General features: G+C 66.3%; 13 protein-coding genes. All 13 read right to left on the bottom strand.

Going from position 1 to position 15,970, the window contains the following annotated elements:
* Positions 1-32: 32 nt before the first annotated feature.
* The gene (locus AUL28_RS19290) at positions 33-3,635 is read right to left on the bottom strand and encodes a hypothetical protein (RefSeq protein ID WP_062235883.1); all 3,603 of its coding nucleotides are present in this window, start codon (positions 3,633-3,635) and stop codon (positions 33-35) included.
* Positions 3,632-5,299, bottom strand: a complete 1,668-nt coding sequence (locus AUL28_RS19285) for a transglycosylase SLT domain-containing protein (RefSeq protein ID WP_062235879.1) — start codon at positions 5,297-5,299, stop codon at positions 3,632-3,634. The genes AUL28_RS19290 and AUL28_RS19285 overlap by 4 nt, the downstream gene beginning before the upstream one ends.
* Complete coding sequence (locus AUL28_RS19280; protein ID WP_062235877.1) at positions 5,299-6,819, bottom strand: tail fiber domain-containing protein; 1,521 nt, start codon at positions 6,817-6,819, stop codon at positions 5,299-5,301. Before AUL28_RS19280 ends, AUL28_RS19285 begins: the two co-directional genes overlap by 1 nt.
* Entirely contained in the window at positions 6,812-7,240 is a 429-nt protein-coding gene (locus AUL28_RS23085; protein WP_062235874.1) for a GNAT family N-acetyltransferase, read from the bottom strand. The genes AUL28_RS19280 and AUL28_RS23085 overlap by 8 nt, the downstream gene beginning before the upstream one ends.
* Positions 7,237-8,784, bottom strand: a complete 1,548-nt coding sequence (locus AUL28_RS23080) for a hypothetical protein (protein ID WP_062235871.1) — start codon at positions 8,782-8,784, stop codon at positions 7,237-7,239. The genes AUL28_RS23085 and AUL28_RS23080 overlap by 4 nt, the downstream gene beginning before the upstream one ends.
* Positions 8,781-9,176, bottom strand: a complete 396-nt coding sequence (locus tag AUL28_RS19265) for a hypothetical protein (protein ID WP_062235868.1) — start codon at positions 9,174-9,176, stop codon at positions 8,781-8,783. Before AUL28_RS19265 ends, AUL28_RS23080 begins: the two co-directional genes overlap by 4 nt.
* Positions 9,177-9,182: 6 nt before the next feature.
* On the bottom strand, positions 9,183-9,683 hold the full coding sequence (locus tag AUL28_RS19260; protein WP_062235865.1) for a hypothetical protein: 501 nt from the start codon (positions 9,681-9,683) through the stop codon (positions 9,183-9,185).
* A gap of 83 nt (positions 9,684-9,766) precedes the next feature.
* Positions 9,767-10,747 carry a phage major capsid protein gene (locus tag AUL28_RS19255; protein WP_062235862.1) on the bottom strand — a complete coding sequence of 327 codons (981 nt, stop codon included), beginning with the start codon at positions 10,745-10,747 and terminating at the stop codon, positions 9,767-9,769.
* A gap of 12 nt (positions 10,748-10,759) precedes the next feature.
* Complete coding sequence (locus tag AUL28_RS19250) at positions 10,760-11,791, bottom strand: hypothetical protein (RefSeq protein ID WP_062235859.1); 1,032 nt, start codon at positions 11,789-11,791, stop codon at positions 10,760-10,762.
* Position 11,792: 1 nt separating this feature from the next.
* The gene (locus AUL28_RS19245; RefSeq protein WP_062235856.1) at positions 11,793-12,020 is read right to left on the bottom strand and encodes a hypothetical protein; all 228 of its coding nucleotides are present in this window, start codon (positions 12,018-12,020) and stop codon (positions 11,793-11,795) included.
* Positions 12,017-13,960: a hypothetical protein gene (locus tag AUL28_RS19240; RefSeq protein WP_062235853.1), complete on the bottom strand. Its 1,944-nt coding sequence runs from the start codon at positions 13,958-13,960 to the stop codon at positions 12,017-12,019. Before AUL28_RS19240 ends, AUL28_RS19245 begins: the two co-directional genes overlap by 4 nt.
* Positions 13,957-15,501, bottom strand: a complete 1,545-nt coding sequence (terL, locus tag AUL28_RS19235) for a phage terminase large subunit (protein WP_062235850.1) — start codon at positions 15,499-15,501, stop codon at positions 13,957-13,959. Before terL ends, AUL28_RS19240 begins: the two co-directional genes overlap by 4 nt.
* Positions 15,449-15,934 carry a terminase small subunit protein gene (locus AUL28_RS19230; protein WP_156420087.1) on the bottom strand — a complete coding sequence of 162 codons (486 nt, stop codon included), beginning with the start codon at positions 15,932-15,934 and terminating at the stop codon, positions 15,449-15,451. The genes terL and AUL28_RS19230 overlap by 53 nt, the downstream gene beginning before the upstream one ends.
* Between the last annotated feature and the right edge of the window lie 36 nt (positions 15,935-15,970).

Raw genomic sequence — 15,970 nt, 5'->3', positions numbered from 1 at the left:
AGCGAGCCTGAGAGACGAATGAGATGGGCCGTTCAGCGCTCGGCCAGCGCGCGCTGGAGCGCGGACGGCGGCTCGGCTTGGGTCATCCAAGGTGGGAGCGCGACCGGCCCACGCTTCGGTTTCTCGTCCTTCGGATCGACCGCCGCGCCGACCGTCGCCGCCTTCACGTAACGCCGCGCGAGCGCACCGAACATGAAATCGGCCTGCCTCTGATCGGTCGGCACCTTCGCCATAAGGAAGCGGGCTCGCTCCGGGTTCAGGAGCGCATCGCGCACGAGCTCGTCCACCGAGTTGATGCCGTTCAGCCGCATGGCGTTGAAGAGCGCCGCGAGCCCGCCGCCTGCCAGAGCGCCCGGTGCACCTGCGACCGCCGCGCCTGCCGTGCCACCCGCCACCGTCGTCCAGTTCTCCAGGCCGGCATTCATGACGTTCTGCAGGATGGAGCGCTGGTCCTGCGCCGTGTTCGACTGGTTCGGGATCTTCACCGAAGCGTTCGAGCGGTTCGCCCGCTGGAGATCGGCCGCAACCGCCTCCAACACATTCACCTCGGGCTCGGTGAACACGGCGCGCAGGGCGTTTCGGTTCGTCTTCACGAAGGTCTGAAGCTGGTCGGCGCGCAGAAGCTCCCGGCCGCTGGTCGCCGCCTCGGTGTTCGAGACGAACCGCGTCATCACATGGTCTGCGACAGCCTTCCGAAGGCCCTGCTGGGCGTCCTTGTCGCCACCCACACGACGACGGAGCGTCGCCAGCTGCTCGGCCGCGTCCTGGCGCGAGAAGAGCCCGCCGACGATGTTGCGGACGCTCTCCGGGTCTTCCACCCCGATCAGGCGGCCGAGCGCGCCACGCTGCGTCTCGTCGAGCGCTGCCTTGCGGGCGGTCGCGGCCTGCTCCACCGCTCGCGCCGCGTCACCAGCCGTACCGATCTTGATGTCGAGCTCGGGAAAGGCTCGCAGCGCGTCGGCATGGCTTCGACGCCAGCTTTCCAGCTTCGCCGGGTTGATCTGGCCCGTGTCGCGGTCGATCGCCGCCTTGCGGAGGCTGTCCACGGCGTAGGCTTCGATTGCGGCCATGCCTTCCGGCCCGGCTGCGCCACGGTACTGCTGGACACGTTCGAAACCGCTCGCTCCCGGCTGGAAGACACGGGCCGCCACGCGAGCGCTTTCGACGTTGTAGGGCGAATGGTCGGCAGGGCGTGCAAGCAGCGGCCCAAGCTGGCGGTTGTCGAAGGTCGCCGCGCGCTGGCGGGTCGCCTCTGTCGCCGTGTCCAGACGGCCTTTCGCTTCGGCATCGAACGGGCGGAAACCTTGTTCGGGCGCACCCGGCGCGCTATTATCAGGACTGCTTGCGGCCCGCGCGAAGTGCTGTTCCTGTCCGGTCTCTGTAGGACGGCGCACAAGTGGAAGGTCGTTACCGGAACGACCATCGGGGGTCCGCTCCCTGACCGCAAGCCGATCCCCCAGTTGATCCTCTCGACGCCGGCCCGCCGTGACGACGCGCCAGTAGTCGGCCCCGTCCACCTTGGCGAGTTCGACCGCTGCGACACCGTTCAACTCGGGCGCCGGCTTCACCAGCAGAATGCGGCCTTTGTCGCCGCGACGCATCTCGGTCCATGTGCCTGAGATGTCCGTCAGCATCTCCCATGGGTCGGAATAGCCCAGGATTTCCGCGTCGGAATAGTGCACGGGTGACGCGATGTGCTTCGTGAAATCGCCACGCCGAACGCGGATCGGCAGATCGCCTCCGCCGCGCAGGTTCGGGGCTGTCCCAAGATCAGGCTTGCCGGGCGCGACGGGAACGAACGACTGATTGTCGCCCGAGCGCACAAAGAATGGATCGTTGGGCTTCTTCGCGCGGATGTCGGCCGCAGTCAGCCCGCTGTTTTGGCCGCTTCCTCGTCCAGCATCTTGCGATAGTCGCGGATCGCCCGAAGTTGGCCCAAGTCGCTGCGAAGTTTCGCCTGCTGCTCCAGATATGCCAACAGCGGCAGGTGGTCGGCCGGTTCCACGTCCGCCAACAGTCGCACCACCACCATTCCCGGACGACGCTTCGGCGCGCTCAGCGTACCATTGCTCCTGCTGCTTCTTCATGTTGGCGAGAAGCGTGTCTTCCTCGCGCATCTGGCCCGCTGCCACGGCCTGCTCTTCGACAAGCACCTTGCGCGAGACGGCGTTCTCCAGATCGCTTTCGATAGCACCGCGAAGCTGCACCAGTCGAGCCCAGGCGGGCGACTTGCCGCTACGAGCGCGCTCATCGGCGATAGCCTGCGACACGCGGGAGCGATAGGCGCTGAGTTCCTTGAACGACACCACGTCGCCCACGTCGCCGATCACCGAATAGATCGCGGATTCTTCAGAGCTCGGCGGCTTGGCCAGCTTCGGAAGATCGGCGACGATTTCCTGTGCGACGCGCTTCGTGTCCTGGGGCGGGAGGCCGAGGGTGCCGTCAGGGTCGACCGCACCCCAAAGGCGGTTCTCTCGCTCCATGGCCGCGTCGCGGTTACGCTGAAGGCTCTGACGCGCGGCGTCGCCTGCGTCTTCCGGCCGCTGGCCCGAGCCGAGCGAGCGGCGCGCGCCCTCTTCCCAAGTCCGCGCGTCATCCACCGCCTTCGCCGTCTCGGCGTCCAGCGCCTTGAACTGATCGCGCAGGACGCGGGAGACCTGTTCCGGTGCGCCGTCCGGCTGGATGCCTTCCAGCGCCTCGCGGCGCGCGGTGTTCTGGTCGGCCCGGCGCTGCATGAAGTCGGCGGGCGAGCGCGTCTGTGCCTCGCGTTCGAGCGCGCCAAGGCCCATGTCGCCCGTCGCCTGGAACGTCGTCGGGTTGGAGCCTGGCACGAGCGGAGCCTGCACTTCGTCGAGCTTGCGCATCGCAGCGCGCGGATCGCTCGCCGCATCGACTAGACGCTCGCCGGCCAGCCGTTCGCGGCCCGCTTGGCGCATCGGTGCGGTGAAGTTGCCCGTCGCCTCAGCAACCGCGCGGGTCAGCACGGGAATGCCCGTGGCGACCGCACCAAGGCCACCACCCACAATGCCGCCTGCCAAGCCCGACAGCGGGTCAAACTTGTCGCTGGTGAACTCCTGCGCCGTGGCCGAGCCAGCGCCCGCCGCGCCGCCTGCAACGGCATCGGCCGAGACAGCACCGACGCTGCCCGAGCGGCCCGCCATGGCTTCGACGAGCGGCGACACCGCGACACCGGCCCGCTTCGCCGCACCCACAGCGCCGGCAGGCAGGACTGCACCGCCCACACCCTGCCCCACGCCGCGCGCGATGCGGTCGTTCGAGGTCTCGGCCTTGGTGTTCGCCGGGTCGAGTTCCGGCCGGATCGCGCCCATGGCGTTCGCGATCGAGCGCGAGCCGCCGAAGCTGTCTTCGGGGATCTGAGGAATGTCAGTGCCGGCCACGGCGTTGATGCCGCGTGTGGCGAGGTTCATGCCGCCGCGCACGAGGTCAACAGGCGCGCCGAGCGCCCCATAGAGCGCTTCGTTCACGCCGGCTGTGGCGTTCATGGCCGCGCCGCCGAAGGTCTGCGGCTGGTCGGGCTCAAGCTCGAAGCCGGGCGGCAGCGGCGGCATGGCACCGATCGGCGCCGGCTCGTCGTCCAGCACGAACCCCGGAGGAAGCTGAGGAAGGCCGTTCATTGTGCGGGCACCCACTGTCCATTGCGCAGTTCCAACACTTGGCCGGTCTGCGGATTGCGCGCGCGGCGCACCGGAGCGGCTTCGCTCTTGCCGGCGTCGGAACCGGGCACGAGGCCACCGAGCGGAACGCCGTCTTGGGAGGTTGGCTGCTGCGGAGCCTTGCCGGTCAGCGAGGCCCGCATGTTCTCGTCGAGAAGCGGCGTCTGATCGAGCGTGGAAAGCTGGCGGTCGGCTTCGGCCGGATCGATCTCGCCGCGCAGCGCCTTGTTCGCGATATCGGAGCGCTGGAGGTTCAGCTGTGCCTTCTTCTCGAACAGGCCCATGATCAGGCCATTGGCGTTCGGGTCATTCCGCAGACGCGGGAACGAGCCCATCAGCACATCCATGTCGCGATCAGACATGGCGCCTGAGCCGGGAATGCGCAGTGTCGGCGCGATCTGGTTCACGGTCGCCTGGAAGGCGTCGCCGGCCGTCGAGAAGCCGGGGAAGCGCTCGGCCAGTCGGCCAGCCAGCGGCCCGGTCGGAGCCTGCGCGAGAAGATCGCGCATGACCGGGATCGTCTGGACGGTGTTCGCCGCGGCGGTCTGGCCTTCTGCGATGTCGCCGAAGCGCTTCACCATGCGCTCGTCGGCCTTTTTGCGGAACTCGCTGGAGGTGCCGTTGACGTTGATCGTCTGGCCGCTCTTGCCTATTTCGTCGATCTTGCCGTCCGATCCGACTTGATATGAGCCGGGAGGAAGGCCGCGCTGCTTCACCTCGTCCGGCGTCAGGGTGCGGAAGCCCTCGCCCTTTCGGCGCACAACTTCCTCCTGAAGCGCGAGGCTGCGGTCGGCGCGGTCGTTCTGGAGCTTGTCTTGGTCCCGCTGGTAGCCTTGTGCGGCCAGACGATCCGATCGCGCCTCTTCGCGGTTCGCCTTCGCTGACGCTTCCTCGCGAGACGCCAGGATCGCTTTCGCCGCGCCGTCGCGCCCGCCGAGAAGCTGACCCGCCATCTGATATTGCGGATCAAGGCCAGCGAGCGACTGCTGAAGCGCCGACGCCTCCTGCTTGTCGCCAGAGTTCAGTTCACGCGTAGCCGCCCAGGTCTGCGCGAGGTCACCGACCAGCTGCAACGGGTGCGAGATATTCTTGCCGGTGTTCTCAAGAACGCTCTCGGCCGCCTTCATCTTCCGTTCGGACGGCAAGGAGATGTTCACGCTCGGCGCGGCGGGCTGGCCGCCCTGAAGCTGATCATTCGCAGCACCGCCAGCCAGCGTGTCGGCTCCGCTATTCCGCGCCGCCACGGCGTCGACCAGAGGCGACGTTTGGCCACCGCCCGCCGTGCGACCATTGATGCCGTCCCATCGCCCGATCCCCACATCGCGCGCTCCGTACCACTGCCGCCAGCCGTCTTTCGCCACGGTATCGAGGCTGAAATCGATCTGCTGGCGCCAGGTGTTCGGATCGCGAATATTGATGCCCTTCTGGAGCGCCACCGCGCCGAGGCCGCCCTTCGCATTCAGCTGCGTGACGCCGTAGCTCTCTTCCTTGTTCGAGATGTTCTGCGCGAGCGGGTTGAACGAGCTCTCCTGCTTGAAGACACGCAGAGCCGTGTTCGGGTCGATGTTTCGACGCCGCGCCGCGTCGCGGATGTAGGCCTGAACCTCGTTGCTGTCGTAGGCCATCAGGCGGGCTCCATCTGCGAAAGGGCGCGATAATCGACGGCGAGGTAGCGGCCGATCGCATGAACCGCCTCGGGCGCGACGGCGAACACGTCCTGCGCCATGACGCCGACATGGTGCGTGCCGCCGGCGAGGTAGCGGAACAGGTAGAGGGGCAGACCGCGCCAGCCGGTGCCGACACGCTGAACATCCGTCTTCAAACGGCGGTCGGAGAACATCATGGCCGCTTTGCCAAGACCGAAGAGCCCCGACATGGCCGCGTTGCCGTTGGCCTGCCGCGCCTGCGACTGCTGAACACGGTTCGCATAATCCTGCTGGTATATGCCGGCAGCGTCCACAGGCTGCATGGAATAGGTCGGCGTGTTCATGAAGGACGGCGTGCCCATGACCGGCGCACCCTGAAGCAGGGCCGACGCCTCGTTGAAGTCCTGATTGCGAAGCGCGAGCGCTTCCTGCAGCGCCGCTGAGCGTTGGTCGTTCTGGAAGTTCGCGCCGGTCAGCTGGTTCTGGAAGCCCTGCTGCGCGGTGTTGTTGTTGAAGCCCTGGGAGCCGATCGCCTGATCGAAGGCCTGTCCGCGCGCGCTGTTGTTCAAGGCTGCGTTCTGCATGTTCATGCCGAACAGCTGTCCAGCGGCATTGTTGGCGAACGTGCCAGACGATAGATCCTGCCCGAAGGCGCGATCGGTCGCGTCGTTGCGGAACTGGCCCGCGTTCAAATCCTGGCCGAAGCGCTGGCCAGCGGCAGAATTGTTGATCTGCGTCCGCGTGGCATCAAGACCAAAGAGGCGGGACTGCTCGGCGCTGCCGGCGGCCACGGCGTCATAGGCCGAGCGGTTGTTCGCTTCGCTCTGCGACTGCGCCATACGGGTCAGTTCTGCGCGACCGGCCGCGCTGTCGAGCGGAATGCCACGATCGGAAAGCGACTGTTCGAGCCGCGAGCGCTCCAAATCCTGACCCGGCTTCAGAAGGGATTGCGCCTTTCCAAAGGTGGCGTCCTGCGTCGCCTTCGTGGCCGCGCCATAGTCCTGCATCCCGAGGTTCGACACCTCGCCCGTGCGCGAGTTGATGTCGCGCTGAAGCTCGCCGGAACGCGAGGCGACGGCCATCTGGAGCGAAGGCACGTTGACGCCCGTCGTCAGGCCGAGCGACGAGGGGTCGGCGCCAGCGGCCGAGACGCCGCCCATCTGCGGCCCACTGCCAACGGCTGTGACGCGCGCCGGCAGGTTGGAAACGTCCATCGGCCCGGTCGGAATGCGCCCCGCCAGTTCGCCGGCCTTCTGCGTCAGCCCTTCGGCGATGTTCTGCTGCCCGTTGTAGATCCGCTGCCCTTGGTCCGACAGGCTGATCGTCTGCGAGGTCGGCATTCCCTCGGCGTTCTTCTGGTAGGTCGTCGACCCCCAAGGAGAATACTGATCGACGGCGTTGGCCTTGGCGCTTTCTCGCACCGCATCCTTGTTGGCGGCCGACTGCGCGGCGATGGTCTGTGCCGGATCGGGTGCCTGCGGCTGCGACTTCTTACCCACGATCAGACCCCTTCAGCCATTTGCATTCGTCGCGCACCATCCCGTAGGAGAGCGCCGTTCCGCCGTCCTCGTAGGCCTGCCGGTGAGTGCCTTCGAGCTTGAAGCCGATGCGCTCGCAGACCGTGCGCGAGGCCCGGTTCGTTCGTTTGATGATCGCCGTCATGCGCCGGCATCCGAGGTCTTCGAAGGCGTAGGCGCACCCGGCGCGCAGAAGGCGGCGCGTCAACCAAGAGCCATAGCCGGCGATGGTGACGCGCACCTCGGTTCCGCGATGCTCGGTGAAGGCGATGCCGCCGATCAGCATGTCCTCGCGCACCGCTCCGAACGCCACGGCTCCCGTCAGGTCCGGTGCGTCCTTGATCTGGGCCGCGATCCAGCGCGACACGAGATCACTTTCACCGAAGAGGATTCGATAGGTCACGCCGCGCCCCCGATTTCGGCCTGGAGCGACATGGAGACCCACCGGAGCGGGTCCGTGATGGTGTCGGCGCGCAGGCCCGCCGCGATGTAATTGCCCGACACGCCGCCGGCCTGCCGCAGACTGGTGACGCGCTCGGCGCCGCCCCAGACGGACTTGTCCCAGACACCCTTGTCCCAAACCCCGACATCGGCCGGGATGGGAATGGTCTCCGGGGCGGAATAGGCCGGCGCGCGGAAGTCTGCCGCCAGGACGGTGCTGATCGAGGGCGTCCCGCGCGTGATGACGATGGGCCGGACGCCGTTGATCTTCTTCACGCGGCCTGCCGCGCCCAGTTGCTGCCATGTCGGCTGGCCGGTCGCGACGATGGGCTTGCCGTTGTCGTTCGCACCTTCCATCACCGCGATCTTGCCGTCACGAGTGCCGAAGGCGAGCGCGTCGCCGATTAGTCCCCAGACCGTGGCCGGCAGGTCCGTCCAGCGCGTCCACGCGCCGGTCGCAGCGTTCATGACATGCTGCTCGCAAAAGCGCGGCGTCTGCGGCACATGCACGAGGATCAGCCGGCGGCGGGCGTCATAGGTGATCTGCCACCCTTCGTTCGCGCCGAAGCGCGCCGTCGAGCGCGTGGCGAGCGGCCCGAGCTTGGCGCCGAAGCCCGCGATCGGCGAGCGGCCGGACGGCAGGAGACGAGAAAGCTCACCGTAGCCGTCCACAGAGGCCGTCAGAACGTCCGCGCCGTAGGTGAGCGAGGCGATAGGCCTTGCCGACGTGAACACGCCCACGCGGGTCCAGAAAGCCGCATCGCTCGGGTTCGAGCCGCGATACATGATCGCGTCGCCGCTCGACATGAAGAAAACGATCGCGTCGTCGTCGCCCTCGCGCGCGCCGTCCGGCGTGATGGTGGCGATGTCCACAATGGTCCCGCCCCGGTTGCCGACGCCCGACAGGTCGAAGCTTTGAAGGTCGCCCTGAATATTTCCGGGCGCGGCGGTGTACCAGAACCGGGCCGACCCCTTCTGCGCGAAGAACAGGCGCTTGGCATGGGCGCGGACGCGGAACAGCTTCGTGAGGTCGAGGTCGGCCGTCTCGTCGCTCTTTTTCTGGAAGGTCGGCGTCACGAGAGCGCCCTGGTAGACCGCGCGCGGTGCCGTCTCGCCGTTCACGAGGAACATGCGGCGGTTCATGATGGCGAAGGACCAGCGGTCGGAGCCGAGGCCGGTCCCTAGTTCGGTTTTCGTAAGGGGCAAGCCGGCCAAGCGGAACAGCTTGCCGTTCGAGGCTGCGATCGACTGCACGTCGCCGTCGTCGAAGGCTTCGAGGAAGCCGACCGGCTTGGCCGTTTCGAGATCGAGCGCGATCCGGTGGCCCGGCCGGGTCTCCAGCGCGCCTTCCACGGCCATCCAGTTCACGAGGTCGATGGCGTCGGTCGGAGGCGCGCCGCCGGCAAGGCCATCCACGCCGTTGATGCCGCCGAACGGTGCGGGAATGTCGATCGTGACGTTGCGGGCCAGACCGGGGCGCGCGCGGTTCAGAAGCGGCTGCCTCATCCCTGGATCGAGCCCCCGCGCTGCGCCTTCGTATAATCGTTCGCGAGGATGGACAGGCGCTCTTCGGCGGCCCGGAACTCTTCCGCGTAGTCGTAGCCGTTCGTGTAGCGCCAGCGCCAAATGATCGAGGACCGCATCAGCGTCTCGTCGATCAGAACGGTGTCGGTGTCGGCGTTCGGGGCCGAGAGGCTGCGACCGTCCTTGTCCCGGAGCCACAAGCCGCCGAACAGCTGGCGCTTGAGCGGATACCGGCCCAGCAGTTCGTCGGCCGATGTCACCATGGCGGCGAGGATCTGCGCGACGTGCGGATCGGTGCTGCTCATCGCGGCGCTCGGCACCGGCTGCACGAGCCGGATCGCCGATGCTTTTACGAGGTCGAGGACGGTCGCCATGGCGGCTTACTTCTTCGGCTTGGCAGCTTCCGCCTTCAGGTCTTCGATCGCCGACTTCATGTCCTCGATCTGCTCCTTCAGGCCCGCGTTCTCGTCTTCGAGCTCGGCGATGCGCGCGGCGAGCTTTGGGCCGTCCTCGCTGGTCTTCTGAAGGAAGTCCTTCGCGCGCGCCTGCGCCTCGCGCATGTCGGCGGGCGCCTTGGCCATGTTCGTTTCGGCCAGCTTCTCGACAGTGAAGATGCCGCGATCGGCGAGGCCCTGGCGCTCGGCCGCGTTCACGCCCGGCCAAGCGGCCAGCGGGAAACCATCGGCGTCGGGCTGCTTCGTGCGCTCGTAAATCGCATATTCGGCAGGAAAGCGGTCCTTGTCCTCGTCGCGGATTTCTCGATCGACGGTGTTGTTCGCGTCCACCTGCAACAGCATGTAGGTCGCCATGCGATAGACGGGCTTGCCGTCCTCGCCGACAGTGCCGGTGTCCATCGCGCGGTCGTAGAATTTCGGGGTCATGGGCCTTGGCCTTTGTGGGAGGGGCACGAAAAAGCCGCCGCGAGTTGCCCCGCAGCGGCTGTGTTCGGTTCGGATCGCCCGGCTTAGCGGACGATGATGAGGCGCGCCTGCCGGCTGCGATTGTAGCAGGTGAGCGCGCCCATGAAGGCGATATGCTTCGTCACCGCGTCGAGGTCCGGCGTGGACTCGGGCAGATCGAGCGGTTCGAAGCCGCGTCCCTCGTAATATTCGAGGTTCAGATAGTCCGTGTTCAGCATGAAGCCGCCGTTAGTCGGGTGCGCCGAACCATCGGACTCGCTCACTACGGACGCCGACTTGAACTTGTAGGCGTCGAACCCGAGCTTGGCCGCCGAAGCGTCCTGATAGCGTGCGTTCTCCTGAAGGCCGTCCTCGAACACGCCGAACGTCTCGTCGTCGAGCGTGATCAGGTCGGGCTTCTCGGTGCCCATCGACGCCTTGCGGTAGAGCGTGTTCATGCCCTGCTTCAGGCGGCGATAGCGCTCGTCGGCGTTGGCCGCGCCGGTCAGCGTCACGGTGATGACCTTGTTCCGCCACCACGCATTCGTCGCCGCGTTCACGCCGCCCACGGTGCCGGTCGTCGGGTCCTGGGCCACGATGGCGTCGAGGCCGACGAACGACTTCGCCACAGAGCCGTCGCGATAGGTCGCGTTGGTGATCTGCGTCTTCAGAGTGTTCTCGGCGTTCATGACCTTGCCGCGCATCAGCTTCTTGATTGCGGCTTCGCCATTGTTTTTCGCCGTTTCCTCGCCCGTCAGGGTGATCGAGGCGACCGCCTGGGCCGGCGAATAGGCCGCGTCGCCGATCGTCTTCTTCTGCGCGCGGGTCAGGGTGTCCGTGCCCTCGTACCAAGCGAAAAGCTCGGTATCCATGATGATCTGGCCACGGATGTCCACGCCGCCGTCGACGGACGTGATCTTGCCCTTCTTCTCCAGCGTGGCCAACAGCATGTTGGAGCCGGTGATGTTGTCGTAGAACTTGCGCTTGTATTTCGAGATGGTCAGCGCCACGAGCTGGGCGCGAACGTCGGCACTGAGAGCCGCCATTGTCCTGTTCCTTTATCGGTTGATTTCGGCAAAGGCCTGCGAGACGGCATCGTCGATGCTGTCCACGGCCTGCGAAGGAGCCATGTTGCGAGAGCCGGGCCGAATGTTGCCGCGCCGCGCCTTCTGCGCATCGGCGGCCTCGTCCCTGGCCTTCTGCGCCGCTGCCGCCCGCTCCGCTTCCTGAAGCTTCGTGCGCACCGCCGGATTGCTCCAGGTCGAGCGCTCATAAGCCTCTTCGAGCGTCATCTTCGGGTTGGCGCGGATCAGCGCCGCCATGTCGTTTTCCACGTCCGCGAGATGCGGGCGCAGAGGATTGCCGGAGGGGTCTTTGGCATCGCGGAAGGCTGCGATCTGCTGGCCGGCGTCGTTCAGAACGCGCTGCCGCGTCTGTTCGACCTGCGACTGCTCGTAGCGGTTCAGGCGCTCTTCCAGGCGCGAGATGGTCGGGTCGGTGAACCCGTCGTCGCCGGGCTGGGCCTCGCTCTGCGGCTGACCGCCGAGCCCCAGCACCTTCGCCACATCGACGCCCATGCCCTGAACGTGCCGAGCGACGAACGCGAGATATTCCGCCGGCTTCTCGCTGGCGAAACGCTCCAGATTGGCAAGGTAGGCGACCCCCTGCCCGATCGACATGCCGCTGGCTTCGAGCCGGCTCTGCAAACCGGGATCGACGACCGCGCGCACCTCGTCGGCGAGCTTGATCGCCTCGGCGCTGCCTTCCGTCTTCTTCGTGTAATCCGCTTCGATGGCCGCGATCCGCTTCTCGACGAGCGATTTCGTCTCGGGCGGCAGCGCGTCAAAGGCGGCCTGCTCTTCGTTCGACCAGTGATCGGGCGTCGCGTTGGCCTGTTCGGCACCGGCGGCGGGCGTCTCGCTGGAAATGGGATTGGAGGCATCAGCGGCAGCGCCATCGCGCGCCGGCTGACCTTCCGTGTTCGCGTCCTGGCTCGCTCGAACTTCGGCGAAGGCCTCGGTCAGCGCGCTATCGACGGTGATGTCGTTCTCGGCGCCCGTATCGGTGCCGGCGTCGGTCGTGTTGCTCATGTCAGCCTCGATGTCTCGTGCCATTGGCTCGGAGTTCGCCTTTGAGGTCTCTTGCGTCGATACAATCGTGACGCTTCATTTCCTCGCGGCGGTGCGAACGCGACGTGATGGTCAGGCCCGTGATCGGGCTCTCGTAGGGTTCGATGTCGCGCATGAAAAAAGGCCCGTCCGACTGGAGGGCCTTGGCTTTCTCGACGAGCTTGCCGTCGCGAATGACGTAGGTGGTCATGCAGGCACCCCGAATAGACGCTCGCGGCGGTTCTGCTCGGCTTCGATGCCGCGCTGCTCCATGTCGGCGCGGAACTCCATCTGACGCATCTTCATGTTGTCGGCGCGCTCCTGCATGTCGAAGGCGTGTTCTTCCTGCCGGATCTGCATCTCCTGCTCGCCCTTCTTGCCGTCGAGTTCCAGCTTGGCCTTCATGGCTTCCACCTTCGGATCGAGCGGCGGAGGCTGTTCGGGCTGCTGCTCGGCCATCTGCGCGGCCTGCCCGATCATGTCGAGCACGTCGCGCGAGCCCTTGAACGGCTTCAGGATCATCTTCAGCATCTCGACGAGGAACTGCTTCGGGATCGTGCCATCCTGAACCAGGGGGCCGAAGGTCTGTATCAAGCCGCCGATCGCCGCGACGAGAGCCTGGGCCGCTTCCTGCTCACTCGCCTGATCGGCCGCCACAGTGCTGTCGGTCTCGATATCCACGAGGCACATCAGCTGCGACTCGTTCCGTAGATAGGCCTCCAGTTCCGGCGTTACCTCGCGCCCCGACATGAGCGAGAGGGTCGGGGCGGAGAATTTCGAAGCCAGTATCTCCGCTGAGATGCGCGTCAGATCGCGCAGGAAGGCCGACAGCGCGCGCCGCCGGTCGTCGATGCGCAGAGTGCCGAAGTTGCCCTTGATGCGCTGTGCGGTCGCCGTTTCGTTCGGGTTCGAGGCCCCGCGCAGCACGTCGGAGATGCCGGACACCTCGTAAAGAGCCTGCTTGGCCTGCTCCCGCGCGTTGTAGAGCGCGACCGCCGCGCTCGCGAGCATGTCGAGCGGGATCATCCAGACGTTCTGGTTCATGGCCGAAGCCATATCGACGCCGGCCACCGCCACCATCTTGCCGTCAGGGCCGTCCAGCGCCTCGGCCAGTTCCTCGATCGAGCCGTTGTAGAGGCCGCGCACCTTCATGCGCTTCATGATGGCGTCGATGCGCTCGGTGATGCGCGCCACCTCGGCGGCCAGATCGCGCCAGATTTCGTATTCGGGCACCGGGACCATGTTCTTGGTCGTCCAGATGCTCAGCATCGGCTCGGGGCACGGGAAGAAGCCCTTGAGGTCGAGGCTGTCCTCGTCGGAGCGAAGAAGCGTCGGGTTCTGGCCCGGCACGATCCAGTCGATGGAGCGCTGGCCCTTGTCCCAGCATTCCCAGACCATGACGCGAGGCTCGGCCGCGTTGATCGCCTTCGAGGATGGCGTCTTCTCTTCGGCCGGGGCGTGAATGAACGTGCCGCGCACCCAAGCGTCATCGCTGAGCTTCTTCGCGATCTCAGCATTGTCGCCGAACTCGGCCTTGAGTTCCGCCTTCGTCAGGTAGTGCCGGAAGGCCACCCACTGGCATTCCTTCCAGCGCCGCGCGGGCTCCTGCGCGAAGTCCTCCCAATAGATGTGATCGTAGTCCAGCACCTCCCAGACCTTGCGCTCTTCGGTCTGCGGCTTGCCGTCCTCGCCCATGAGGGGCTGACCATCGGCACCGATGACCGGCTGCGGCTTGAGCGTCGGCAGCCAGCGAACGCGGATCGTGCCGCGTCCTGGCAGAAGCACCTCCTGCACGGCGCGGCGGATTTCCGCGTCCAGGTTGGCTTCGTCGAATGCGGCGGTGAGCGCACCCTGCAGAACGCCGGACGCCGCATCGGCCAGATCGTCGGGCCGCTGGAAGCGTCGACGCACGTCAGGCTGCGGCGGCTGCTGATAGACGCTCGGGAAGAGGATCGACGTATTGGCGAAGAGCATGTTGAACCGCCCGCGCCCGGCCGATCCGTCTGCCGTCTTCTCGGCCCGGTAGATGTCGACGACTTCCTTGCCCTTGTCGCGCCATTCGCGCTCGACGTTGGCCGCCTCGCTGATGCGCGTGTTCCAGCGCTCGGGCGAGATGCCTTCTGGGCCGGTCGGTTCGGCTTCTGTGGTCACAGGCGTTCCTTGGGCGTCTTGAGCGCGAAGGCGTTCTTCGCGAGGTAGGGGTTCTTGTCTTCGGTGGCCTTCGGCGCGAGCTTGGCGCGCATCCGGTCCAGCAGCTGCGTGGCCTTCGTGATCGCGTCCACTTGGTCGTCATGCCGCCCGTTGGGGAACACCATGAACTCGGACACGAGATCGGCGAGCCAGGCGGCACCGCGTCGGAGGAACACCTTGCCGCTGGCCATCTGACCTTGCAGCGAACGGGCGCGAGCCACCTTGTCCTCGGTCGATGCGATCTGCTCACGAGCGAAGAACACCTTGCGCTCACGCATCCGGGTCCGAAGGTACGGGCCGACCGAGCGCGAGATCTGGCCGAGCTCTTCAGCCCAACCGAGCGGGTTGTGCACCTCCACGAGGTCGAGAAGCTGGTCGACCCAGATGTCCGGCTCGCCCTTCCCTCGCCAGAGGTCATGAACGTAGAGATTGCCGTCCCGGTCGATCGCCACGACGACGTGGACCGTCCAGTCGCCGTCCTCGCTGACCGCATAGTCCGAACCGCCGTAGAAGCGGCAGCCGGCGGGAAGCTCGTCGTAGAACTGGAGCCATTCCCGCTTGAAGATGTCGCCCGCATCAGGCGCCGGCCGCTGCTGGTAGAGCGACGCCCATGTGCGCGGCACTCGCTCGAACTGCGCCCAATGCTCCCGGTCGAACCACTCGGGCCAGAGATAGTCGCCGACCTTCCGGCCGAGCGGGTCGTCGTCCCGTTCCGCCTTGGCCGCGAGGCAGATCACCTCCCAGACCTGTCCGTCGCGGCACATGATGGCGCCGGACTGGCCGTCGTATCCCTCGGGCAGGATCGATCCCGCCAAATCCTCTTCATGCCAGCGCGTCTGGATCAGGACGATGGAGCCGCCAGGCACGAGGCGCGTCTTGATGTCGTCCTGATAGGCTTCGATCGTCTTCTTGCGGATCGTCGGGCTGTCGGCGGCCTCGCGGCCCTTCACCGGGTCGTCGATCACCACGAGATGGGCGCGGTTGCCGGTGATACCCGACAGGATGCCGCCGCCCATGTACTCCGAGCCGTTCGTCATGGCCCATTCGTTGGCCGCCGCGCTCTCGCTCGACAGCCCCGTGGCGTAGAGGCCGGCAAAGCCCGGCTGCTTCACGATGGAGCGGCAGCGGCGCCCGAGCTTGCGAGACAGATCCGAACCGTAGCTCGCGGCGATCACCTTCATGCCGGGTCGACGCGCCATCGCCCAGGTCGGGCCGACCACGCTGGCATAGGTGCTTTTGGCTGAACCAGGAGGCATGAAGATCATGAGCCGACCGTGGCGCGTGTCGACGCAGCGCTCGAAGGCCCGCATCAGCAACCGGTGATGGTCTGCAACGCCCGTCTCGATCGCGGCTGGGCTGACGAACTGGTCGTCGTCCTCGTCGTCTTCGATCGGCTTACCGGGAATCTCGATCGCCTGGCTGAAGCCGATCAGGCTTTCGCGGGCTCGCCTACGCCTCAGAAGCTCCCTCGCCGCCTCCGCTGGCGATACGTGCAAGTTCATCGTCGGTCATTCCCTTGGCCGATACGACGTGTTCGATCGCGCCGCCATCCGCACCGGTCAGAGCCAGCTTCTCGCCGTACTTCTTCGGCTGCATCTTCCCGAGCATCCATTTGCGGGCATCCACCTGAAGCCGGCGATGCTCGATCATGTCGCCCGTCTGCGTCTCGGTCTTGTCACCGATCGTCTTTGTCTTGACGCCTTCCATGGGCGTGTCGGCGATGTGCAGGATCTCGTCGAACAGAACCTCAGCCTGGGCTTCGCGCGCGCGGGCGTATTGCTTCGAAAACTCGTCTCGCTCGCCCAGCCATTTGAAGATGGTCGACTGAGCAGGCATCCCATCGTCCCGGCAAATCGCACGGAGGCTTTCACCATTCGCGATACGCTCGCATATCATGTCGGCAAGCGTTTCTGTGTACTCCGATGGGCGACCCATAAGGCATCCTATGCAGGCCCTTGCCCACCACCTATG

It is taken from the genome of Aureimonas sp. N4, from assembly GCF_001463925.1.
Classification (GTDB): domain Bacteria; phylum Pseudomonadota; class Alphaproteobacteria; order Rhizobiales; family Rhizobiaceae; genus Aureimonas; species Aureimonas ureilytica_A.
The sequence above is the reverse complement of the archived record's forward strand: the minus strand, read 5'-3'. Positions and strand labels throughout refer to the sequence as shown.